The sequence below is a fragment of the Hydrogenoanaerobacterium saccharovorans genome, from assembly GCF_003814745.1.
Taxonomy (GTDB): domain Bacteria; phylum Bacillota; class Clostridia; order Oscillospirales; family Ruminococcaceae; genus Hydrogenoanaerobacterium; species Hydrogenoanaerobacterium saccharovorans.
This window is the reverse complement of the sequence record NZ_RKRD01000001.1, coordinates 808,976-829,107: the sequence shown is the minus strand read 5'-3', so window position 1 is coordinate 829,107 and position 20,132 is coordinate 808,976. Positions and strand designations below refer to the sequence as shown.

Below are 20,132 nucleotides of genomic sequence, written 5' to 3'. Positions count from 1 at the left end.
AAAAGTTACCAACTAATAGTATACCTATTGATTAAAATATGCAATCGTGAAAATGTTTTATTTTTCTTCCTCCAAGAGTTTGTTTTTTAATAATATTTACCGAGAATAATTTTATATACTATATATAAAAAACGCTATGGTTTTTTGTAACCATAGCGTTTTTGCCTATAGATACACTCTTATACTAAAAATAGAGTGTCAGTATACAAGTACTTGCGGTTTATTCAAATATTTGTCATAATATCACTAATATTGTTTTTATTTACAACAATAAAATTTTCGTTTGGTGGAAGAACCGAAGCACCGAAATTAAGGTTTGGGTTGCGGCAGGTTGATGTATCTTCGCGGTAAGCTGTACCGCTGAAATGCACCATTTTCACCCCAGTTTGGGCTATTACCTGTGCTATATTGTTTGCTCGGATACCTCCGCCCGCCAATATTTGAATACGGTCGCCGCACTGCTGCACCAATTTTCGGATAGTAGGTGCCCCTGCAAGGGCGTTTTCTTTTCCGCCGCTGGTAAGAATACGTTTTACGCCCAAGCCGATTAAGCGCTCTGCCGTTGCGAGCATATCCTCCACAACATCAATGGCGCGATGAAACACAGGGGTACAATCCCCGACACAATCTAAAAACCTTGCACAGCGCTCATAATCCAAATTGCCATTAGGCTGTAAAAAGCCAAACACTATACCATCCGCACCAATGCGTGCAAACTCTTTTGCGTCGCGGCACATCACTTCAAAATCTTCATCGCTGTAGCAAAAACCTGCTGCTCGCGGGCGGACAATTGCCGAAACAGGCAGCCGCACTTTTTCTTTCACCTTGTACAGCAAGCCTGCCGACGGAGTGAGCCCGCCCAGTAAATGTGCCGTAACCAATTCGATGCAGTCTGCACCTGCACTTTGAGCCGCCAGGCAGTCTTCTAATGAACCGCAGCATATTTCCACAGAAATATTATTTATCATTTAATCCTCCTACTTTGCTTTTTTCGCTTATAAGCAACAAAAAGGACAGGCAGAAAACCTGCCCGCCCTTTTTGCTGGTTAAGGGGGTTATTGTTTTACTGACATTAAAGCGCTAAACTCATCGGCTACAAACTGTACTTGTGTACCTACGATAACCTGTACGTTTGTCTTACTTGGCCTGATAATACCGGAAACGCCCGAAGATTTGATTTTCTTCTCGTTCACTTTGGTATAATCTTTTACTTCGAGTCTCAATCTTGTAATGCAGTTATCAACCGATGTAACATTCTCTGCTCCGCCGACGCCTTCCAAAATAATTGCGGCTACTTCCGCAAAGTTTTTATTCGAAAGTCTCACGGATTTTTCTGCTTCGTCTATGTCATCATCTTCTCTGCCCGGGGTTTTGAGATTAAACTTGGTGATCATGAAACGGAACAGAACATAGTAAATTACAAAGAATACGAGACCGATGGGGATAAGCAACCAAGGGTTAACCGCCATAGGAGCCTTAAAGCTAAGTACCCAGTCAATAAAGCCTGCACTGAAGTTAAAGCCCGCTCTGACAGGAAGCAGCGCACAGATAGCAGCCGAAACGCCTGCCAGTGCAGCATGAACAACGTACAATGCCGGAGCAAGGAACATAAATGCAAATTCCAAAGGCTCGGTAACACCGGTTAAGAACGAGCAAAGTGCTGCTGCGCCTAACAGGCCTGCCGCAATTTTTTTCTTGTTGGTTTTTGCTGTGTGGTACATTGCCAAGGCCGCGCCGGGCAAACCAAACATCATAACCGGGAAGAAACCTACCATGTACTGGCCGGTTACGCCTTTTACACCTGCTTCTGCAGCGGTACCCCAGAATCTGCCGAGGTCGTTAATACCCGCAACGTCAAACCAGAATACCGAGTTAAGGGCATGGTGCAAACCAACGGGAATAAGCAGACGGTTAAAGAACGCATAAATACCTGCGCCGATTGGCCCTGTTACGAGAATTGCTTTACCAAAAGCAACCAGTGCCGAGTAAATAAACGGCCATACAAAGAACAGAACAAGCGCCACTACTATGGTAACCAAACCGGTAACTATAGCCACAGAGCGTTTGCCGCTAAAGAACGCCAGCGCATCGGGCAGCTTGGTGTTTTTAAAGCGGTTATAGCATGAAGCACCGATTAAGCCGCAGAGAATACCGATAAATTGGTTGTTGATTTTACCGAAAGCTGCATTTGCCTCTGCACCTGTGATAATTTCCACAACACCGGGAGCAAGCAGAGTTTGAATCATCAGCCAAGATACCAAGCCGGATAATGCCGCCGTTCCGTCACGGTCATCCGCCATACCAATGGCAACACCGATGGTAAACAAAATTGCCATGTTGTCAATCAACGCGGCGCCCGCTTTTACCAAGAACAGAGCAGCCACATTGTTGGCGCCCCAACCGGTGGGGTCAATCCAATAACCAATGCCCAACAGGATACCTGCTACAGGCAGACATGCTACCGGCAGCATCAGGGATTTTCCGAGTCTTTGCAGATACTTCATCATAAAAAAACCCTCCTCTTTTGTCTTGTGCAGCTTATCGGCTACACATTTTTATATTCAGAACCGTTCCTTGAAAGGTAGGGTTCTAAATTACTTCTAACGCTGTCAAAGGGAATTTATTTTTTGAGTATAATTAGTTCATCCAGTTCGTGCACAGCTTTCCCGCTAAGCGGCTCAACCTGTGCATAATCGGGTGTATTGCAAATAACAATTGGTGTGATAACATCGTAGCCCTCGCTCAAAATTGCGTCTATATCAAATTCAATCAGCAAATCACCTATTTTTACCTTATCACCGTTTTTTACATAAGTTTTATAGTGTTTCCCCTTGAGTTTAACGGTATCAAGCCCTACATGAATTAATATTTCGGTGCCGATATTCGATAAAATACTTACTGCATGCCCGGTATCAAACATCATATCTATGGTACCGGTTACCGGAGAAACCACCCTGCCCTTATTAGGCTTAACGGCGATACCTTTGCCTAAAATTTCTTCGCCGAAAGTAGGGTCGCTTACCTCGGATATAGGAACTGCCTCTCCCTCAACAGGGCTTAAAATTACATTGTTTTTTTCTTTGTTGCCGCCAAAAATTTTATTTAATAATCCCATGGATATTTCCTTTCTACTTGCTTTGAATCATGCAAAGGGTAAACAATTACATTTGTATAAATTTACAAATACTTACCGCCAAAAACGCCTTTGCATCCTCGCTGAAATCAACGCCCAACTCCGTTTTTATCATTGCAGCAATGGCTTGCGCTGTTACATCGTATTCGTGCATATAAAGCTTTACGTAATCCTTAATAGGCATACTGATCACCTTTTTGTTTGCACTTACATTTACCAAGCGGTTCAGCGACATTAAAAAGCTTTTGCAGGCAGAGCAGCTCGTATCAAAGGTGCGGTTATAGCGTCTTTCCACCATAGTAACCGCCTGCTTGAATACGCGTGCACTTTTCATTGCAACGTTAATATGCTTATTGCGGCGGGCAGAATAAAGATGCAGGGCAATGAAGCCTTTTTCCGCATCACCGATGTCGACATCGATTTGTTGTTTAATTAGGCTTGCAGCATTTTCTGCAACCTCATATTCACGATTGCACATAATGGATATTTCTCCTATAAATGGGTTATCGATAGGCAGACCCATTTTTAGGCGTTCAATTGCAAATGAGATATGGTCAAACAGCGCATCGTACAGCTTATCGCTTGTAATATCCAGTTTTTCACGCGCGATTTGCACAATCTCATGTGTCACCTGTTCTACTTTTTCAATGTCGTAGCTCAAACGTTTAATTTCACTCGCGTTGACATTGTCATCTAAAATGTAGAACACTTTTTTGTCATTTCCATCTGCGCTGATGTGCTCGCCTTTTTTCACACCAAACCCAATGCCTTTGCTGATAAGAACGACTTGCTTGCCGTCCTCTTCTTCAGCAAGTACCACGTTGTTGTTAAAAACCTTCACTGCCTTATAATGCATTGCTGAAACCTCCGGTCAGATGCCTCAAGATGTCCTCTTTACATTCGCCGTGGGTTATCTTGCGAACTGTAATATTTTTATGAGCAGTATTCAAAAGTCTCCTTTTGTTTAAATTGAAAGGGTTCCTTCATCCAGACGTTTTAATATTTTCTCTTTGCATAGCGCAAGGTTGATGTCACGTACTTTTTGCCTTACGTCCAATACCGCTGTTGGGCTAACGGAAAGCTCATGGACCCCCATTGCCAAAAATGCAGGAATCAACTCTGCATCTGCCGCAGATTCACCGCAAATACCCGTCCATATGCCGTGTTTTTTCCCGTTCTCTACAATCATTCGCATCATGCGAAGCACTGCCAAATGGCGTGGATCATAAAGAGATGCGATTGTATGGTTCATCCTATCTACCGCTAACGTATATTGAGTTAGGTCATTTGTCCCTATGCTAAAAAAGTCTACATGCTGTGCCAGAATGTCACTAATCATAGCTGCAGCGGGTGTCTCAACCATAATGCCGAACTCAAAATCGTCCGAATATGCGATACCCTCATCTCGAAGCTGTGTCTTAATATTTTCAATGATTTCTTTTGTTTTCAGTACCTCATCCAACGATGTAATCATCGGTACCATAATTGCAAGGTGCCCATAAACCGATGCACGCAGTAAAGCGCGCAGCTGCGCATTAAAAATTTCGGGGCGTGTCAAACAAATACGAATTGCACGGTACCCCATCGCTGGGTTATCTTCGTTGGGGATGTTAAAATACGGTACGTGTTTATCGGCGCCGAGGTCGAGTGTACGTATTATTACACGCTTGCCGTTCATACGCTCCAATACTTCTTTATAAACTTCAAATTGAGCTTCTTCAGTAGGAAATTCCCTACTCTCCATATACAAAAATTCACTGCGGAAAAGCCCAATGCCTTCGGCATCGTTAGCCTGAACCAAAGAAATGTCTGCAGGACGTCCGATATTTGCGTTGATTTCTACTTTTACTCCGTCCAGCGTTTCGCTTGATTTACCTTTCAGTTGCAAAAGTTTTTCACGCGTTGCAAGGTATTCATCACGCTGTGCGGTAAATCGTACAATCGTTTCGGTATCCGGCTGTAAATAAACAGCGCCGGTAAACCCGTCTACAATCACAATACTCTCGTCTTCAAGCTTATTAATTGAATCGCCCAAACCTACCACAGCCGGTATTCCTATCGTTCTTGCCAAAATAGCAGAGTGCGATATCTTTGAACCGCCGCGTGTGACAAAAGCCATTACTTTGCTCTTGTCGAGCTGTACAGTCTCGCTGGGCATTAAATCATCTGCAGCAATAATCACTTTACCGGTGATATATTCCAAATCATGTGCTTTACTGCTTGAAAGCTCTCTCACGAGTGATTTTGAAATATCAAAAACATCGGTACTGCGCTGCTTCATATAATCATCATCCATAGATAAAAACATCTGTGCGAACTTTTGTGCGGTTTCGTTTACCGCATATTCGGCATTCACCTTTTCGTTTACAATTAGGTTTGTTATGTTTTCAATATAATCCAAATCATCGAGCATCATAGCGTGAATTTGAAAAATCATCGCATCCTTTTCGCCGATTTCCAATAAAGCTTTTTCATATATACGGTTCAGGCTATCAATTGCCTTTTTTCTAGCAGTTTCAAGCCGCTGTAATTCTGCAGAGGTATCCTTCACAGAAAATTTTTCAACTTTATAAGGGTCTCCCGTGTAAAACAGCAACTGACCAATTGCAATTCCCTTGGAAGCGCCTACACCTTTCAAAATTTCCATTAAGCGCCACTCCAATCTAAAATTTAAAAATTGCTCTCACAAAAAGCTTTAATGGCCAAATATGCAGCATCCTCATCTTCACCCTCTATCGTAACAGAAATGACATCGCCGAATTTTACGGCAAGCCCCATTACACCGAATAAACGTTTGGCATCTGCACTCTTTCCGCCCTTGGTCAACGTTACTGCCGATTTATATCCAGATACACATTTTACCAGTAAACCCGCCGGCCTGGCATGCAACCCCAAATCATCTTTAACAGTATACTCAAACTTTTTCATATGAAACTCCTTTGTAAATATTATTAAAATAAAAAGGCACAAACCCTCATGAAAAGAAATTTCTTCATTGAAAGTTTATGCCTGATCGAATCAGTTACATTGCTTTATTATGTTCTTACTAATATCATAATGTCACAGGCATCCTTTGTCAACAATTTCTTAAAAATTTGTTAATATTTACAAAATAATAGCCCTGTTTATTGTTATTGTTGATTGAAAAAATAAAGAAAGTTTAATTTGTTTGTGCTTATTATATAGTTTTTTTAGATATTCAGAATAAAATATACAAATTTATAGCTTTTCAAAATCACCTCTTTCTGCTGATATTATGAACAATTTCTAAAGAAAATTACTTTTTTCAAAATTAAAATAGCGGTAAAATACATCACACTTTTTTCTGTGATAAATGCAGCAGCCACGGGGAATGATATATTTACAACCTGAAAAAGGAGGTATTATAATGAATCAATATCAACCCAATGAATGCATCAAATGCACCGTTCAACAATGCACCTATCACTGCAAAGACAAAAACTATTGCTCGTTAGATTGCATTACCGTAGGAACACATGAGTCCAACCCGACTATGGAGCAATGTACCGATTGCGAGTCTTTTAAACCGGAAAGATAAATATTTATTAGAGCTTACGACGTTTGTAATACCTCGTAAGCTTTACATATTTATACAATTTCTGTTCTAAAAAATGTGAAATTACATATTGAACTATACCCATGCTTTGTGCTATAATATTTAAGTACCTAAATTAGGAGGCGTAGCTCAGCTGGTTAGAGTGCCTGCTTCACACGCAGGAGGTCGTGGGTTCGAGCCCCACCGTGTCCACCAAAATGCCGCTTAAACGTGATGTTTAAGCGGTTTTTGTTATATCGAAAAATACACAAATTAGTGCGCATTGGTCGGCGGATTGATTGCAATTACGGTTATTACCATATGGTATACTTGGTGCAAGCGCCACCCGCAAGTGATTAATCTATAATAGTCAGCTTACTTATAATGGTTAGCTTTTTTGTAATATAGATTTGGATAAATTTTCTTGTGACATCCTCAGACAAAAATCAGGTTGCAACTGCAAGTATAAAGCGTTATACTAGTTCTTACTGTAAACAGCTCAAGTACTTTTTTAGAATGCTTTTTATGTTAGATGTATGGAAGAAAGGCGGCACTTTTACAATGAATGTATTGGTCATCGGATGCGGCAAGGTTGGCTCCAAGCTGGCAACGGTATTGGATAAATTGGGACATGATGTATGTATTGTAGACCGTGATGCAGAGCATTTTGAATTGCTTGACCATGAGTTTTCGGGTTACACCGTAGCCGGAATACCCATTGATCAGGATGTTTTGCGGAATGCAGGGATTGAAGGCAGCGATGCGGTAATTGCCGTTACGCAAGACGATAACGTTAATATTATGGTAGCACAACTTGCACGTGAGGTTTTTCACATTGATATTGTACTCACCCGTATTTACGACCCACAGCGGGAAAATGTATTCTCGCACTTCAACCTCAAAACCGTTTGCCCCACAAACCTGACCGTTGATGCGGTGTGTGCCGCATTGGAAGGCGCAATCGATTTAAAACAAATGAGCTTTGGCACGTCTACTATCTCTTACTACTCTTTACCGCTGCGAGAAAATCTTATTGGTAAAACCATACATGATGTTATCCCCGACCCGGGCAGCTTGCTGTTTGGAATTCAACATCAAGACGGCAAACTCATATTGGCACATGACAAACGTGAAAAGCTGAATGCAGGCGACAAACTTGTATTTGCAAAGATGGTTGAGTAGGAGGAAAATTAAATGACAGTGATTGTAGTGGGCGGCGGTAAGGTTGGTTTTTACCTCGCCCGAACACTGATGGAACACGGCCATAAACCCCGAATAATAGAAGAAAGCAAAGAAACCTGTGCACGAATTGCCAACGATTTGGATATCCCCATCTTCTGCGGCGACGGCAGCACAATAGAAGCGCTGCAAAACGCAGGAATTGAAGAGGCTGATGCACTGATCAGCGTTACGGGCAAAGATGAAAACAATCTGATTGCCTGCCAGCTTGCCAAAAAAGAGTTTCACGTAAAGCGTACAGTAGCAAGGGTAAACAACCCTAAAAATATGTCGATTATGAAGCAGTTGGGGGTAGATATCCCCATCAGCAGTACCGATAACATTGCTCGCCTGCTGGAGCGCGAGGTAGATACCTCGGCTATTAAACAAATTATGTCTCTCAACCGCGGGGAAACATCAATCAGCGAATTTGAAATACCCCAAAACTACAAACGCGATGGTATCCGTTTAAGTGAATTGCGGATGCCGGAAGAAAGCATTATCGTATCCATCTCACGTGACGGTACCATGATTATTCCGCGCGGTAACACACAAATTTTCAGCGGGGATAAAGTTATTGTTATATGTCAGCTTAAAGTCATCCATGACCTTAGCCGTATGTTAGGATTGGAATAAGAAATTTACAAAAAAATCTCTATGCTGCAAAAAAGCATAGAGATTTTTATTTTTTGCACCTTTTTACGCAATTTATCATAAACTATGATGATGCAGTGCCTAAAGCTTCACAATAATTGGTACGACTCCCGCTTTGGTAATATCTATGATGGCATAAGTCGCACTGCCCCCCATACCCGAGCAGCTGCCGGGGTTCACCACATGCATACCGTCGATATACTCGATGTAACTATTGTGAGTATGTCCGTACAAAACAATGTCGGCACCGCGCCCTTGTGCTGCATATAAAAGCTCTTTGATACCGAACTTTACATGGTAGATGTGGCCGTGAGTAAAAAATATGCGTTTTCCGTCTGCTTTTATCAGATTGAACGCCGGCGCTAAAGAGTAAAAATCACAATTCCCACAAACGTGGTCATAATTCTTATCGGGATACAGCGCCATCACATCTTCAAAATCGTGTTCGCCGTCTCCAAGATGCAAAAACAGGTCTGCATCGTTATGCTTTTCCACAATTTTTAGTACATTATCAAAATTTTTATGTGAATCGGACATTACAATAATTCTCAACAAACTTCCCCCTACTGCAACCATATGGTAATATTTTAAGTTAAAACCGTGTACACGGCAAGTAACAACATGATTCTTAATTATGCTTTACTTTTTAATTTATCATAAAGAAATATGAAATGGAATACAATTTTATAAATATTATCGACAATTTAAAAGGAGTTTTTACTATGAAAAACAATTCCGGCATGCCTAACATTTCTAACGCTCAGATTGATATGATGCTCAAAATGGCAAGTAAAAAACTAGGCGTTACCCCCGACCAGCTAAAATCTCAACTGCAAAAAGGTGATCTGCCGCAGGGGCTGAATGCCGGCAATGTACAACAGTTTTTGAATGATCCTAAAAAAATTGAGGAACTTCTCAACACCGACAACGCAAAAAAAATATTGAAAGATCTAATGAACGGTAAATAATACACTAACCATGATGCTGAAGCACAATCTATAATAGCACGCGGGCGCCCCGCAGAAGGAGGGAACTAGATGGCTGATTTTTCAGAGATGCTCTCGCAGTTGCTGTCATCAGACGAGGGCAAGCAACAGATAAGTCAGGTGCTGTCTATGCTCGGGCAGGGCGGCAGTCCCTCCGGCGGACAGACAAATAATAGCAATAATAATAGCAACAGCAATAGCAACGGCAATAACAATAACAATAACAACAGCAATAACAACAGCAATAACAACAATATGCCCGACTTAAGCGCACTGCTATCATCACTTGGCGGAGTTAACAATAATAGTAATAACAATAGCGGCAATAACATGCCCGATCTGAGTGCACTGCTGTCATCGCTTGGTGGGGGAAGCAATAACAACAACAATAATAACAATAGTGGCAATAACATGCCCAACCTCGGCGCACTACTGTCATCCCTTGGTGGGGGCGGCAGCAACGAAAATTCTGGGCTTCCAAACCTCGATATTGGTAAGCTGATGAACATACAAAAGCTGCTTTCTCAGCGAAAAGACGACAGCAGTACCGCGCTGTTACGTGCATTAAAGCCTCACCTTGCTGAAGAAAACCGAAAAAAGGTGGATGAAGCCGTTCGTATTATGGAGTTGCTGGATTTACTCCCGCTGATTAAGGAATCCGGTCTTCTTGGTTCGTTGTTAGGCGGTGATAATGGATGACTTGGAGCAATGGCAACGAATACACCCACAAAGATATTATGCGCATGCAGCAAGAAGCTGTAGAACGAGTGAAAGATATGCAGGAACGTGCACGTAAAGCAGTAGAAAGCAGCAACTACCCCGACTATCCCGAATTTGCAAAACGACCAAAACAATCTGAACAGCACCAACAACCTAACCAACACCGACAATCTGAACAATATCGACAGCCTGAACAGTACCGTCCCAATCCACATGACAAACCAGTTATCCAAATTCCGCAAAGCAAGAGTAGTAACAATAACAGTAGCACCGGCGGATTGTTAAGTGGGTTGTTGGGTGGCAACAACCCGCTCAGTTCCATCGGGTCAATTATCGGGGGCGGCTCAAACGGCCCCATCTCGCGCGTTATGGATGCGTTGGGAATTGACAACGATAAAATCATTATTTTAGTTTTGCTGTTTATCTTAATTAACAATCAAGCGGATAAAAAGCTGATTTTAGCCCTTTGTTACATATTACTGTAAAAATACCCGCTGCCGTTTTGGCTGCGGGTATTTGCTTTGTTACAAAAGCATATTCGTTATGGCAGGGGTAACAAACGCAGTTACAAGCTGTATAAATATCTCGCCTGCCACTACCGATATTACCACAGCAGGCACACTGGTGCCGCCCGCCAAACCAAGCCTCTGCTTTAGCTTGCTATCATAAACAGGGGGTCTCCCCTTGCAATTTTCTAGGTCCAAAGCTTTTTTTATACGGCTCCAATAAATTCGGTCACCCAAAAAGCCGCAAACCACACGCAACACAAGCCCAGCCGCAAACGATAAAAGCGCAAACATCTCGGATGATATCGTACCGTTGGTAAGAGGTGTTATTAAAACTGCCGCAATGCCGATTCCAATGAGTACAGATGTCAGAATAATCCCCACTGCCCAGCCATACATCCGCCGGTAAGCAAACCAATTTGCCGTAAATAAAAAGGCGCACCAATTGTAGGTGATTCGCTTTTGCTCTATTGCTTCAAGCTTATCGGTATACACATCACTTTTTTTGTCCACAAAGCTTGCAATATCTGCGGTAAGGTACCCTTCTATTCGGTGATCATCAATTGCAATTACATTAGGAGTACCTTGGGTAAAATCATAGCCGCAGCTACTGCAAAATCTGCATTCATTTTCCATATCAGCATTGCAACTCGGGCAAGTTTTTTCTGCCAGCATAAACTCAAACTCCCGTCTATTTGTTTGCTTTTTCCAAAGCAGCTTTATAAAGATCTCCCTTTTTATAGCCGGTTTCTTTTGCTGTTTGTTTGGCGGCATTGGTAATCGATTCACCATCTTGTACCAAACTGCATACCATTCCAACCGCATCTTCAAAGGTTAGTTCTGTGGGGGCTTGCTCTGGGGCGCCTTCAATCACAAGCACATACTCACCACGCGGCGACTTCTCACGGTATAGCTCCAGTGCACCCGAGAATGTGGTGCGTATTACTTCTTCGTGCAGTTTGGTAAGTTCGCGCGCCAACGCCACCCTGCGTTCGCCCAAAACACTTTGCATATCCTGCAAAGTGGTAATCAGCTTGTGCGGTGCTTCATAAAAAATCAGCGTATGTCTGTCATTTTTTATGGATTCAAGATGCTGCAACCGATTTTTGCGGTTGGTGGAAAGAAAGCCCTCAAACGCAAAGCGCGAGGTAAGCAGCCCCGATACCGCAAGTGCCGATACCACGGCAGACGGGCCCGGCACCACAACAATCTCCACACCTCTCTCGGCGCAAAGCCGTACCAAATCCTCACCCGGGTCCGAGATGCAGGGCATCCCCGCATCGGTTACAACGGCACAGTTTTCGCCTGCCAAAATACGCTCTGTTATTTGCTCGCTCACTGCACTCTGGCTGTGTTGGTGGTAGCTGATGGTATGTTTTTTTATTTCAAAGTGGTTGAGCAGTTTTTGCGTTACACGGGTATCCTCTGCCGCAATAAAATCGACGTCACGCAGTGTTTGCACCGCACGCGGGGTCATATCCCCCAAGTTGCCGATTGGTGTGCCTACCACAAAAAGTTTACCTGCCATACTTTGTTCTCCTTTATACTTTTCCGTTTCCGTAAATCTTCAGCAATTCATCGCTGAAGCCGTCGCGCCCGCCGCCCTCTATAATCAGCGGCTTTTCTACTTTTAAATACGGCTTTGAACCTTTTTTGCCCTGCACCAAAAACAGCCACGGGGCAAGCCCCTCGCGCTGCTGTACAAAACGGACAAGCTTTGGCTCTATGCCGTTTTTACGCATGGCTTCCAGTACATCGAGCAAACGCTCGGGGCGTTGGCAAATGCAAAGCCGCCCGCCAAATTTAAGCAGCTGAGAAGCCGCGGCGCAAACGTCGTTTATGTTACACAGCACCTCATGCCGTGCAATCTGCTCGCTGGTAAGGTCGCTTAAAATGCCCGTATTTGCAATTTTATAAGGCGGATTGCAGGTTACCAAATCAAACTGCGCTTTGGGTAATATTCCGTCAAGTGCTTTTAAATCGGCAAGCACAGGGGTTAAGCGGCTGTGCAGACCGTTATGCTCTACTGTAATCTTTAACTGTTCAATTGCCTTAGGCTGAATATCCACCGCGTAAACACGCTGCGGCGGGTCGCACCGAAACCACAGCAGCGGAATGATTCCGCAGCCGGTTCCAAGGTCGCAGGCAATATCCTTACGGCGGTGCTGTGCAAAATGGGAGAGCAAAAATGCATCCGTACCAAATTTATGGTCTGGTGTTACACAAATCGATAGTTCTTGTGTGAGCTGTTCAAAGGTATAGGCAAAATCCATCCAAAATCTCCTATTTATTATAATTGACGAGTATGGGTTAACATAAGGTATGGTCGATGTTTACAACGGTATAATATTCGGGGTTGATTGCTTTGATTTTTTGCGCGATAGCAGCTTTGATTTCATCATCGGTTTCCTTGGTTTCTACCGGAATATTGATATCAAATATAAAATTGGTGAGTGTGCCGCCGTGCACCATACGAAAATCGTGGATCGTAAACTCGGGGTTGATTTCTTGTACCAAATTTAAAGTCAGCGCGCGCAGTTCATTGGTTTTTTTGCAGTCTGTCTCTATCGGGTCGAGGTGGATTACAATTTCGACATGCAAGTTTTCTGCAATTTCGCGTTCGGCACGGTCAATCACATCATGCGATAGGATAATATCACTGTGAACCGAAACCTCGGCATGCACCGAAGCAAACCGCCTGCTGGGCCCGTAATCATGCACGATTAAATCGTGAATACCCAAAATTTCTTTATGATCAAGAATCGAATCTTTTATTTTTTTTACCAATTCGGGGTCAGGGTGACCGCCAAGCAGCGGGTTGAGCGTATCTTTGGCAACACCGTAACCTGCATATAAGATGAGCAATGCCACAATCGTCCCCATCACACCGTCAATCGGTAAATGGGTAAAACGTGCCGCAACCACCGAAATTAGGGTTACCGCAGTGGCACATACATCCGATATACTGTCAACCGCAGTTGCCTCCATTGCGGTAGATGAAATTTTTTGACCCAGCTTTTTATTGAATAAACCCAACCACAGTTTGACCAAAATGGATACCGCCAGACCGATAACAACGACGATGCTGAATTCAACCGGCTCGGGGTTTATTATTTTTCGAACAGAGTTTTTGCCAATTTCTACACCAACCAGCATAATAAAAAAAGAAATAAGCAAACCACTAAGATACTCTATTCTGCCATGCCCAAAAGGATGCTCATGATCCGCAGGCTTCGATGCCATCTTAAAGCCTACCAATGTTACAATGGATGAGCCTACATCAGAAAGATTGTTGAATGCGTCGGCTGTAACTGCAATGCTGTTGGCAATCGAACCCAAAATAAACTTAACGGTAAACAGCAGTACATTACACACAATGCCCACCACACTGCTTAGCACGCCGTACTGCTGCCGAACAGCAGCATTTTCGGTATCATCTGCATTTTTTATAAAAAGCTTCAACAAATATTTCATGTTGTACTCCCCTCCTGTGGGCGATTGTTTTATCTTAACAGTATACCACAATTACAATTCAAATTCTTGTTATTGCAATTGAAATTGTAAAAATTTTGTATTTGTTGATACCGAATATCTGCCCTTTAAATGCGCAAAGTAACCACGAGGTGTTGCTTGTGAACCGCGTACGAAATGGTATGCTTGTTTTTTTGATTGGATGCTGCGGATATTCTTTTATTGAAGTGGTTTGGCGCAAATATACCCACTGGACTATGGCACTTACAGGTGGCGTTTGCTTTGTAATTTTAAACAACCTGTTTGAACGCTGTAAAAAAATTTGCCTTTGGAAAAAGTGCCTGCTGGGTGCGCTTTCGATTACAGGCGTAGAATTTACCGTAGGCTGTTTGGTAAACCGCTTGCTGAAATGGGACGTGTGGGATTATTCGCATATGCGCGGAAATGTACTGGGGCAGGTGTGCCCGCTCTACACATTTTTGTGGAGCCTTTTGTGCATCCCCATTGCAGGCATCAGCGCCCTGCTTAACCGGTTTGTATTAGAAAAAAACTCACCCGCGAAACTGCTTCACAGGTGAGCCTATTACTTTACACGCAATAGATGTTTGCAGGGGTTTTAATCTCTAAACGCTGCAAGATTGCCTCATAAACCGAGGCAGACCCGCTCATATAAATATCAAAGCTATGCCCATCTGCATCATTTAAAAGGTTGTGTTCTTTCAGGTATTCGGCAACCGCCTTTGCCTGCTCGAACGCGGGGTTTATAAAATGTACTTCAGGGGCTGCCTTTTCAAATACATCGGCAACAATTGGGTAATGCGTACAGCCATAGATGACATGTTTTACAGGGTGCTGCTGCAATAAATGGTTCATATGTACAGATATTTCTTCGGTAATAGCATCCATATCAAACTTACCGCTGTCTACCAAAGCCGCCAGATTATGGCTTGGTTCGCCGTAAACGGCAATATTGGCATTGCCCTCGTGGATAAGCCTTTTATAAGCGCCTGTGTTAATGGTAAGCTGGGTCGCAATCACCCCCACACTCGGCAGATTATGCCGTACTACATACTGTGCAGCAGGCTTGATAATGCTGAAGATGGGAAATGGATATTCCTTTTCGAACCTATGAATCAACGATGAGGTTGTATTGCAGGCGACCACTACAGCTTTAATGCTTTTGTTCTGTAAAAAGCCGATGGTATTGTGCGCTATTTCAACAATATTGTCGGCAGTACGGTTGCCGTACGGGCAGTTTTTATTGTCACCAAAATAAACAATATCTTCATTCGGCAAAAGCTGTTCCAGTTCTTTGACTACGGTAAGTCCTCCTACGCCGGAATCCAGTACGCCGATTTTTTTGCGGTTTTCATTCATGTAAGAACGCTTCCTTTGTTGTGTTATAAACTAGTGTCAACAGAGTAACGTTTTTATTGTACCATAGGTTGCATCATAATTCTAGAAAAACCACACGAAAACTGCCTTGATTTAAGATTTTGCAGCCAATGCAAGCAAATCTAAAGGTGCAGCAGGCAAATGGTCGGCTTGAATGCCCTCGTGCGAGGCAGCACCCCATGTGGCAAGGGCAAACGCCGTACCCGCCCCTTTGGCACATTGGCAATCGTAAACCGTATCGCCTATATAAAGGGTATCCTCTGCTTTTGCACCCGTTCGGCGCAGATACTCCAGCATAGGTGCAGGCGTTGGTTTGTGCTCGGTGGTATCGCTGGCGGTGAGTATCACTTCAAAATAAGGCAGCAGCAGCTCCATATTCGGGTCGTACTCCATTTCTGTTTCCGAGCGTGAAGTGATAATCCCGAGCTTTACAGGGCAACCCTTTAAGGTATGAAGCAACTCCATAACGCCGTCAAACGGTTTTGCTGTATCAATAATTTCAGCGTAATAGCTATCCCATTCGGCGAGAATCTCATCCGTACACTCCATGCCAATCATCGGCAGAACTTTTCGGCTGGGGATGCCCAAAGAAAAGAGACATTCCTCCAGCGAGACTTCACGCCCTTGCCTAGAAAGGATAAGCTTTTGCAAAGCTTTCAGGCATACCTCTTCGGTGTCAATCAGCGTTCCGTCAATATCGAATACAATGTTGTGATACATAAATAATAATCCTTTCCGGCAGGCTTACCTCAGTTACCTTGTATTTTTCACTCGCAAAACTCCGCCTACCTATCCCATTTGTCACAGAGCGAATGAATTTGGTCTGCAAATTTGGCAAGGTCTTTGTTTGCACCGCCCTCGTTGTGCCCAATTACTGTCATCAGGCGCTTGCCTGCCGCCATCAAGCGGGCAAACATATCAGATGACCGCTGCGCTGCCGCTTTTTCTTTATGGGCAGGCGTTTTAACACCTTCGTTGATGCAGATATTCTTTATAAGATCGTAACTTGTTCCGCTATAGGGTGCCACTGCATCGTAGTGATATTCTGCGCGCAGGCATTCGGTAAACGCTTCGCAAACACCGTTTTCACCGTGCACCACAAACACACGCTGCGGATGTTTTTCAAACGCTTGCAGCCAGTGCAGTAAGCCCTGCTTATCGGCATGCCCGCTGATGCCCTCGAGCCGCTCGATGTGCGCACGTACCTCGATGGTTTCACCAAACAGCTTTACGGTTTGTGCGCCTTCTTGCAAAGCACGTCCCAATGTACCAAGCGCCTGGTAACCCACAAATAAAACCGTGCATTCGGGGCGCCAAAGGTTGTGCTTGAGGTGATGTTTAATTCTGCCTGCCTCGCACATCCCCGATGCAGATAGAATGACCTTTGGCTTTTTATCGAAGTTGATTGCTTTCGATTCATCGCTTGTTACCGAAACATTCAGCCCATCAAATGCAATGGGATTAATCCCTTGCGATACAAGCTGCAGTGCTTCTTCATCAAAATAGCCCTGCACATTCTCGTTAAAGATGTTGGTTGCCTCTACTGCAAGCGGGCTGTCTACATAAACGGGGAAGTTTTCGTGCCCTTTTACCAGCCCTTTTTCTTTAATTATACGCAGAAAATACAACAGCTCTTGCGTGCGCCCCACCGCAAACGATGGAATAACCACATTTCCGCCTCGGTCGAATGTTGTTTGGATAATATGAGAAAGTTCGGTTACGTAATCGGGAGGTGAACCATGGCTGCGGTCGCCGTAGGTCGATTCCATCACCACATAGTCTGCGTCTTTGATGTACTGGGGGTCGCGGATCAGCGGCTGATTGAAATTACCGATGTCGCCTGAGAATACTATTTTTTTGCTTGCTCCATCCTCTTCCATCCATACTTCTATGCTTGCAGAACCCAGTAAATGCCCCACATCGGTAAAGCGTATGCGAATACCTTCGCACAGGTGGATGATTTCACCGTATTCGTACGAACGAAACAGCTTGAGAACGCCTACTGCATCCTCCATATCGTACAAAGGAACATATTCCTCACGCCCGGCACGCTTTGCTTTTCGGTTGCGCCACTCTGCCTCAAACATTTGAATGTGCGCACTGTCGCGCAACATAATATCGCACAAATCGGCAGTTGCACCGGTAGTGTGTATTTCACCGCGAAAGCCTCTGCCATAAAGCAGCGGCAGCCGCCCCGAATGGTCGATATGCGCATGGGTAAGCAATACATAGTCAATTTCTGATACGCTGACGGGAATCTCTTGATTTTGATACTCATCCGGGCCTTGCTCCAGCCCGCAGTCAATTAAGATATGCTTTCCGCAGGCTTCGAGGTAAAAACAGCTCCCGGTCACTTCATGGGTTGCGCCTAAAAATGTCAGTTGCATTGTGTAGCCCCCTTTTATCCTTTATTCTACCATTGAAATCCAATTGGTTCAATTACAGAAATGTAAAAGTTGTAAATATCAACTGCTTGCTGTAATATTACCACTCACCCGTTGTAATGCCCAGTACTTTTAATTGTGCTAGGTCCACCTCGTCGGGTGCATTGGTCATTAGGCAGGAGGCATCCTTTGCTTTGGGGAATGCGATGACCTGGCGCAGCGAATCTTCCCCGAGCATCAACATAACAAGGCGGTCCAACCCAAACGCAAAGCCGCCATGGGGCGGGGTGCCGTACTGAAATGCATTTACCATAAAGCCAAAACTGTCTTCTATTTGCTCTGCTGTAAAGCCCAGTGCCTCAAACATTTTTTGCTGCACCTCTTTTTGGTAGATGCGCATACTGCCGCTGCCAAGTTCAACGCCGTTGAGCACCACGTCGTAGGCTTGAGCACGTACACGGGCAGGGTCATCGGTGAGGTACTGCACATCCTCGGGGTACGGCATAGTAAACGGGTGGTGAGTCGCCACATAGCGCCCCGCCTCGTGCGAATATTCAAACTGAGGGAAATCGGTGACAAACAAAAACTTAAAATCGTCTTTGCGGCGCAGCCCCAGCAGTTCAGCTATATCTATGCGCAAAGCCCCCAGTGTACGGCGCACTGTATCAAGTTGGTCGGCACAGAAGAGAACAAAATCTCCCGGTTTTGCATCTACCGCCTTGAGGATTGCATCCATCTCTTCAGCGGTTAGGTATTTGGTGAGGATGGAATACAATTCGCCGTCGGGTTTCACTGCGATCCATGCCATACCCTTTGCGCCGTAGCTTACCGCTTTTTGGGTAAGCTCTTCAATAACCGTACGGGTAAAATCAGCACCGCCTTTTACATTGATGGCACGCACTGCCCCGCCTGCTTCCATCACATTGCGGAACACAGAAAAACCGCAAGACGATGCGATGTCGCTTACATCCACAATGGGCAGCCCAAAGCGGATATCGGGTTTATCCGTACCGTAAACATCCATTGCATGCTGCCATGTTATACGCAAAAACGGCTCGTCAAAACAGATGCCCAGAGTTTGCTCAAACAGGTGCTTGAATAAACGCTCCAAATGCTGCAAAATATCCTCTTGCTCAACAAACGACATCTCCATATCAACCTGCGTAAACTCCGGCTGGCGGTCGGCACGCAGGTCTTCGTCGCGAAAACAGCGTGCAACCTGATAATATTTATCCACTCCGCCCACCATCAGCAGCTGTTTAAAAATCTGCGGCGATTGAGGCAGCGCATAAAAGCAGCTTTCGTGTACACGGCTGGGCACAAGGTAATCGCGCGCACCCTCGGGGGTACTCTTGGTGAGCAAAGGGGTTTCTACTGCGAGAAAGCCATCGCCGTCCAAGTAATCTTGAACCGCTTTTTGCACCTGATGGCGAAAGCGCAGATTGCGCAGCATTTGCGGGCGCCGTATATCTAAAAATCGGTATTTCAGCCTCAGTTCTTCGCGCACAGGGGTTTGATCTTCAATTGCAAAAGGCAACGGATGTGCCTCACTTAACAGTTGTACCTGCGTTGCTTTCAGTTCTACCAAGCCGGTTGCAAGCTTAGGGTTGAGGGTCTCTTCATCGCGCAAGCGAATCAATCCGCTTACCGCAACAACAGACTCATTTTTCAGCGTTTCTGCTGTTGCAAAGTCCTCCTCTGTAAGGTTGGCAATATCAAACACTACTTGCAAAATTCCCTCACGGTCGCGCAGGTCGATAAACACAACGCCACCCATATCACGTTTGGTTTGTACCCAACCCATTACCGTTTCTGTCTTTCCTACGTCTTTTTCGCGGTACAATCCGCAATAACCTGTTCTTTTCATAATATAATACTCCTTTCGCTAGTTAAAATTTTTCTGTAAAATACAAAACAAAAAAGCCCTTCGTCCGCTTGAAATTATTCAAGGGACGAAAGACTTTATCTTCCGTGGTACCACCCAAATGAACCGTAAATACGGTCCTCTCATCGGCACAAGCTTTGTCGCTGATGCCTATCGGCTGTAACGCGCCGCCCGCGGCTAAGCCTACTTGCAAATGCTTTCGGTTAGCAACTAGGGGATGTTCT

At 44.3% G+C, this 20,132-nt stretch carries 22 protein-coding genes, 1 tRNA gene and 1 other annotated feature (1 of these 24 cut by a window edge); of the genes, 8 read left to right on the top strand and 15 right to left on the bottom strand.

Annotated elements, in window-relative coordinates; all coding sequences use genetic code 11:
- Nucleotides 1-224: 224 nt before the first annotated feature.
- From EDD70_RS03850 to EDD70_RS03825, 6 genes are all read right to left on the bottom strand, one after another.
- Nucleotides 225-968 (bottom strand): copper homeostasis protein CutC, encoded by a 744-nt coding sequence (locus EDD70_RS03850; RefSeq protein ID WP_092752846.1) that lies wholly within the window; start codon nucleotides 966-968, stop codon nucleotides 225-227.
- 87 nt (nucleotides 969-1,055) lie between these two features.
- Complete coding sequence (nagE, locus tag EDD70_RS03845) at nucleotides 1,056-2,507, bottom strand: N-acetylglucosamine-specific PTS transporter subunit IIBC (protein ID WP_205408586.1); 1,452 nt, start codon at nucleotides 2,505-2,507, stop codon at nucleotides 1,056-1,058.
- A 113-nt stretch (nucleotides 2,508-2,620) separates the two neighbouring features.
- The gene (locus tag EDD70_RS03840; RefSeq protein WP_092752848.1) at nucleotides 2,621-3,115 is read right to left on the bottom strand and encodes a PTS sugar transporter subunit IIA; all 495 of its coding nucleotides are present in this window, start codon (nucleotides 3,113-3,115) and stop codon (nucleotides 2,621-2,623) included.
- A 46-nt stretch (nucleotides 3,116-3,161) separates the two neighbouring features.
- Nucleotides 3,162-3,989, bottom strand: a complete 828-nt coding sequence (locus EDD70_RS03835; protein ID WP_092752850.1) for a PRD domain-containing protein — start codon at nucleotides 3,987-3,989, stop codon at nucleotides 3,162-3,164.
- 108 nt (nucleotides 3,990-4,097) lie between these two features.
- Nucleotides 4,098-5,780 carry a phosphoenolpyruvate--protein phosphotransferase gene (ptsP, locus tag EDD70_RS03830; RefSeq protein ID WP_092752852.1) on the bottom strand — a complete coding sequence of 561 codons (1,683 nt, stop codon included), beginning with the start codon at nucleotides 5,778-5,780 and terminating at the stop codon, nucleotides 4,098-4,100.
- Between the two features lie 23 nt (nucleotides 5,781-5,803).
- Entirely contained in the window at nucleotides 5,804-6,061 is a 258-nt protein-coding gene (locus EDD70_RS03825) for an HPr family phosphocarrier protein (RefSeq protein WP_092752854.1), read from the bottom strand.
- 460 nt (nucleotides 6,062-6,521) lie between these two features.
- On the opposite strand from EDD70_RS03825, the gene EDD70_RS03820 reads away from it, so the two are divergent.
- The 4 genes from EDD70_RS03820 (at nucleotide 6,522) to EDD70_RS03805 (ending at nucleotide 8,543) form a co-directional block, all read left to right on the top strand.
- On the top strand, nucleotides 6,522-6,692 hold the full coding sequence (locus EDD70_RS03820; protein WP_205408587.1) for a DUF1540 domain-containing protein: 171 nt from the start codon (nucleotides 6,522-6,524) through the stop codon (nucleotides 6,690-6,692).
- Between the two features lie 136 nt (nucleotides 6,693-6,828).
- Nucleotides 6,829-6,905, top strand: a tRNA-Val gene (locus EDD70_RS03815).
- Nucleotides 6,906-7,214: 309 nt separating this feature from the next.
- Complete coding sequence (locus EDD70_RS03810) at nucleotides 7,215-7,871, top strand: potassium channel family protein (protein ID WP_162840822.1); 657 nt, start codon at nucleotides 7,215-7,217, stop codon at nucleotides 7,869-7,871.
- Nucleotides 7,872-7,883: 12 nt separating this feature from the next.
- Entirely contained in the window at nucleotides 7,884-8,543 is a 660-nt protein-coding gene (locus tag EDD70_RS03805) for a potassium channel family protein (RefSeq protein ID WP_092752858.1), read from the top strand.
- A 99-nt stretch (nucleotides 8,544-8,642) separates the two neighbouring features.
- Here the strand turns inward: EDD70_RS03805 and EDD70_RS03800 are convergent, their stop codons facing one another.
- The gene (locus EDD70_RS03800) at nucleotides 8,643-9,113 is read right to left on the bottom strand and encodes a metallophosphoesterase (protein WP_092752860.1); all 471 of its coding nucleotides are present in this window, start codon (nucleotides 9,111-9,113) and stop codon (nucleotides 8,643-8,645) included.
- A gap of 170 nt (nucleotides 9,114-9,283) precedes the next feature.
- On the opposite strand from EDD70_RS03800, the gene EDD70_RS03795 reads away from it, so the two are divergent.
- The 3 genes from EDD70_RS03795 (at nucleotide 9,284) to EDD70_RS03780 (ending at nucleotide 10,752) form a co-directional block, all read left to right on the top strand.
- A complete protein-coding gene (locus EDD70_RS03795) occupies nucleotides 9,284-9,529 on the top strand; it encodes a hypothetical protein (RefSeq protein WP_092752862.1) in 246 nt (81 codons plus the stop codon).
- A gap of 69 nt (nucleotides 9,530-9,598) precedes the next feature.
- Nucleotides 9,599-10,246 carry a hypothetical protein gene (locus EDD70_RS14885; protein WP_162840823.1) on the top strand — a complete coding sequence of 216 codons (648 nt, stop codon included), beginning with the start codon at nucleotides 9,599-9,601 and terminating at the stop codon, nucleotides 10,244-10,246.
- A complete protein-coding gene (locus tag EDD70_RS03780; RefSeq protein WP_092752867.1) occupies nucleotides 10,243-10,752 on the top strand; it encodes a hypothetical protein in 510 nt (169 codons plus the stop codon). The genes EDD70_RS14885 and EDD70_RS03780 overlap by 4 nt, the downstream gene beginning before the upstream one ends.
- A 39-nt stretch (nucleotides 10,753-10,791) precedes the next feature.
- Here the strand turns inward: EDD70_RS03780 and EDD70_RS03775 are convergent, their stop codons facing one another.
- Genes EDD70_RS03775 through EDD70_RS03760 form a run of 4 tightly spaced genes read right to left on the bottom strand, consistent with a single transcriptional unit; the run spans nucleotide 10,792 to nucleotide 14,247 of the window.
- Nucleotides 10,792-11,448, bottom strand: coding sequence for a DUF2628 domain-containing protein (locus EDD70_RS03775; protein ID WP_162840824.1), 657 nt, complete (start codon nucleotides 11,446-11,448; stop codon nucleotides 10,792-10,794).
- Between the two features lie 16 nt (nucleotides 11,449-11,464).
- Nucleotides 11,465-12,301, bottom strand: coding sequence for a 16S rRNA (cytidine(1402)-2'-O)-methyltransferase (rsmI, locus tag EDD70_RS03770; RefSeq protein ID WP_092752871.1), 837 nt, complete (start codon nucleotides 12,299-12,301; stop codon nucleotides 11,465-11,467).
- A 13-nt stretch (nucleotides 12,302-12,314) separates the two neighbouring features.
- The gene (locus EDD70_RS03765) at nucleotides 12,315-13,046 is read right to left on the bottom strand and encodes a tRNA1(Val) (adenine(37)-N6)-methyltransferase (RefSeq protein ID WP_092752874.1); all 732 of its coding nucleotides are present in this window, start codon (nucleotides 13,044-13,046) and stop codon (nucleotides 12,315-12,317) included.
- Between the two features lie 37 nt (nucleotides 13,047-13,083).
- On the bottom strand, nucleotides 13,084-14,247 hold the full coding sequence (locus EDD70_RS03760) for a cation diffusion facilitator family transporter (protein WP_092752876.1): 1,164 nt from the start codon (nucleotides 14,245-14,247) through the stop codon (nucleotides 13,084-13,086).
- Nucleotides 14,248-14,405: 158 nt separating this feature from the next.
- Between EDD70_RS03760 and EDD70_RS03755 the strand changes: the two genes are divergently transcribed.
- On the top strand, nucleotides 14,406-14,822 hold the full coding sequence (locus tag EDD70_RS03755; RefSeq protein WP_242943090.1) for a putative ABC transporter permease: 417 nt from the start codon (nucleotides 14,406-14,408) through the stop codon (nucleotides 14,820-14,822).
- 10 nt (nucleotides 14,823-14,832) lie between these two features.
- On the opposite strand, the gene murI is transcribed toward EDD70_RS03755, so the two are convergent.
- The 4 genes from murI to aspS form a co-directional block, all read right to left on the bottom strand.
- Nucleotides 14,833-15,621, bottom strand: coding sequence for a glutamate racemase (murI, locus tag EDD70_RS03750; RefSeq protein ID WP_092752879.1), 789 nt, complete (start codon nucleotides 15,619-15,621; stop codon nucleotides 14,833-14,835).
- 111 nt (nucleotides 15,622-15,732) lie between these two features.
- On the bottom strand, nucleotides 15,733-16,359 hold the full coding sequence (locus tag EDD70_RS03745) for an HAD family hydrolase (protein ID WP_092752881.1): 627 nt from the start codon (nucleotides 16,357-16,359) through the stop codon (nucleotides 15,733-15,735).
- A gap of 65 nt (nucleotides 16,360-16,424) precedes the next feature.
- Complete coding sequence (locus EDD70_RS03740; RefSeq protein WP_092752883.1) at nucleotides 16,425-18,026, bottom strand: MBL fold metallo-hydrolase RNA specificity domain-containing protein; 1,602 nt, start codon at nucleotides 18,024-18,026, stop codon at nucleotides 16,425-16,427.
- Between the two features lie 97 nt (nucleotides 18,027-18,123).
- Nucleotides 18,124-19,890, bottom strand: a complete 1,767-nt coding sequence (gene aspS, locus EDD70_RS03735) for an aspartate--tRNA ligase (protein ID WP_092752885.1) — start codon at nucleotides 19,888-19,890, stop codon at nucleotides 18,124-18,126.
- A gap of 78 nt (nucleotides 19,891-19,968) precedes the next feature.
- Nucleotides 19,969-20,132, bottom strand: a binding site (T-box leader); it runs 87 nt beyond the window's last position.

Bases quoted from the DNA above. Each gene is read 5' to 3' on its own strand.
- EDD70_RS03850 (WP_092752846.1), bottom strand. From the start codon at position 968: ATGATAAATAATATTTCTGTGGAAATATGCTGCGGTTCATTAGAAGAC.
- nagE (WP_205408586.1), bottom strand. From the start codon at position 2,507: ATGATGAAGTATCTGCAAAGACTCGGAAAATCCCTGATGCTGCCGGTA.
- EDD70_RS03840 (WP_092752848.1), bottom strand. From the start codon at position 3,115: ATGGGATTATTAAATAAAATTTTTGGCGGCAACAAAGAAAAAAACAAT.
- EDD70_RS03835 (WP_092752850.1), bottom strand. From the start codon at position 3,989: ATGCATTATAAGGCAGTGAAGGTTTTTAACAACAACGTGGTACTTGCT.
- ptsP (WP_092752852.1), bottom strand. From the start codon at position 5,780: ATGGAAATTTTGAAAGGTGTAGGCGCTTCCAAGGGAATTGCAATTGGT.
- EDD70_RS03825 (WP_092752854.1), bottom strand. From the start codon at position 6,061: ATGAAAAAGTTTGAGTATACTGTTAAAGATGATTTGGGGTTGCATGCC.
- EDD70_RS03820 (WP_205408587.1), top strand. From the start codon at position 6,522: ATGAATCAATATCAACCCAATGAATGCATCAAATGCACCGTTCAACAA.
- EDD70_RS03810 (WP_162840822.1), top strand. From the start codon at position 7,215: ATGTTAGATGTATGGAAGAAAGGCGGCACTTTTACAATGAATGTATTG.
- EDD70_RS03805 (WP_092752858.1), top strand. From the start codon at position 7,884: ATGACAGTGATTGTAGTGGGCGGCGGTAAGGTTGGTTTTTACCTCGCC.
- EDD70_RS03795 (WP_092752862.1), top strand. From the start codon at position 9,284: ATGAAAAACAATTCCGGCATGCCTAACATTTCTAACGCTCAGATTGAT.
- EDD70_RS14885 (WP_162840823.1), top strand. From the start codon at position 9,599: ATGGCTGATTTTTCAGAGATGCTCTCGCAGTTGCTGTCATCAGACGAG.
- EDD70_RS03780 (WP_092752867.1), top strand. From the start codon at position 10,243: ATGACTTGGAGCAATGGCAACGAATACACCCACAAAGATATTATGCGC.
- EDD70_RS03775 (WP_162840824.1), bottom strand. From the start codon at position 11,448: ATGCTGGCAGAAAAAACTTGCCCGAGTTGCAATGCTGATATGGAAAAT.
- rsmI (WP_092752871.1), bottom strand. From the start codon at position 12,301: ATGGCAGGTAAACTTTTTGTGGTAGGCACACCAATCGGCAACTTGGGG.
- EDD70_RS03765 (WP_092752874.1), bottom strand. From the start codon at position 13,046: ATGGATTTTGCCTATACCTTTGAACAGCTCACACAAGAACTATCGATT.
- EDD70_RS03760 (WP_092752876.1), bottom strand. From the start codon at position 14,247: ATGAAATATTTGTTGAAGCTTTTTATAAAAAATGCAGATGATACCGAA.
- murI (WP_092752879.1), bottom strand. From the start codon at position 15,621: ATGAATGAAAACCGCAAAAAAATCGGCGTACTGGATTCCGGCGTAGGA.
- EDD70_RS03745 (WP_092752881.1), bottom strand. From the start codon at position 16,359: ATGTATCACAACATTGTATTCGATATTGACGGAACGCTGATTGACACC.
- EDD70_RS03740 (WP_092752883.1), bottom strand. From the start codon at position 18,026: ATGCAACTGACATTTTTAGGCGCAACCCATGAAGTGACCGGGAGCTGT.
- aspS (WP_092752885.1), bottom strand. From the start codon at position 19,890: ATGAAAAGAACAGGTTATTGCGGATTGTACCGCGAAAAAGACGTAGGA.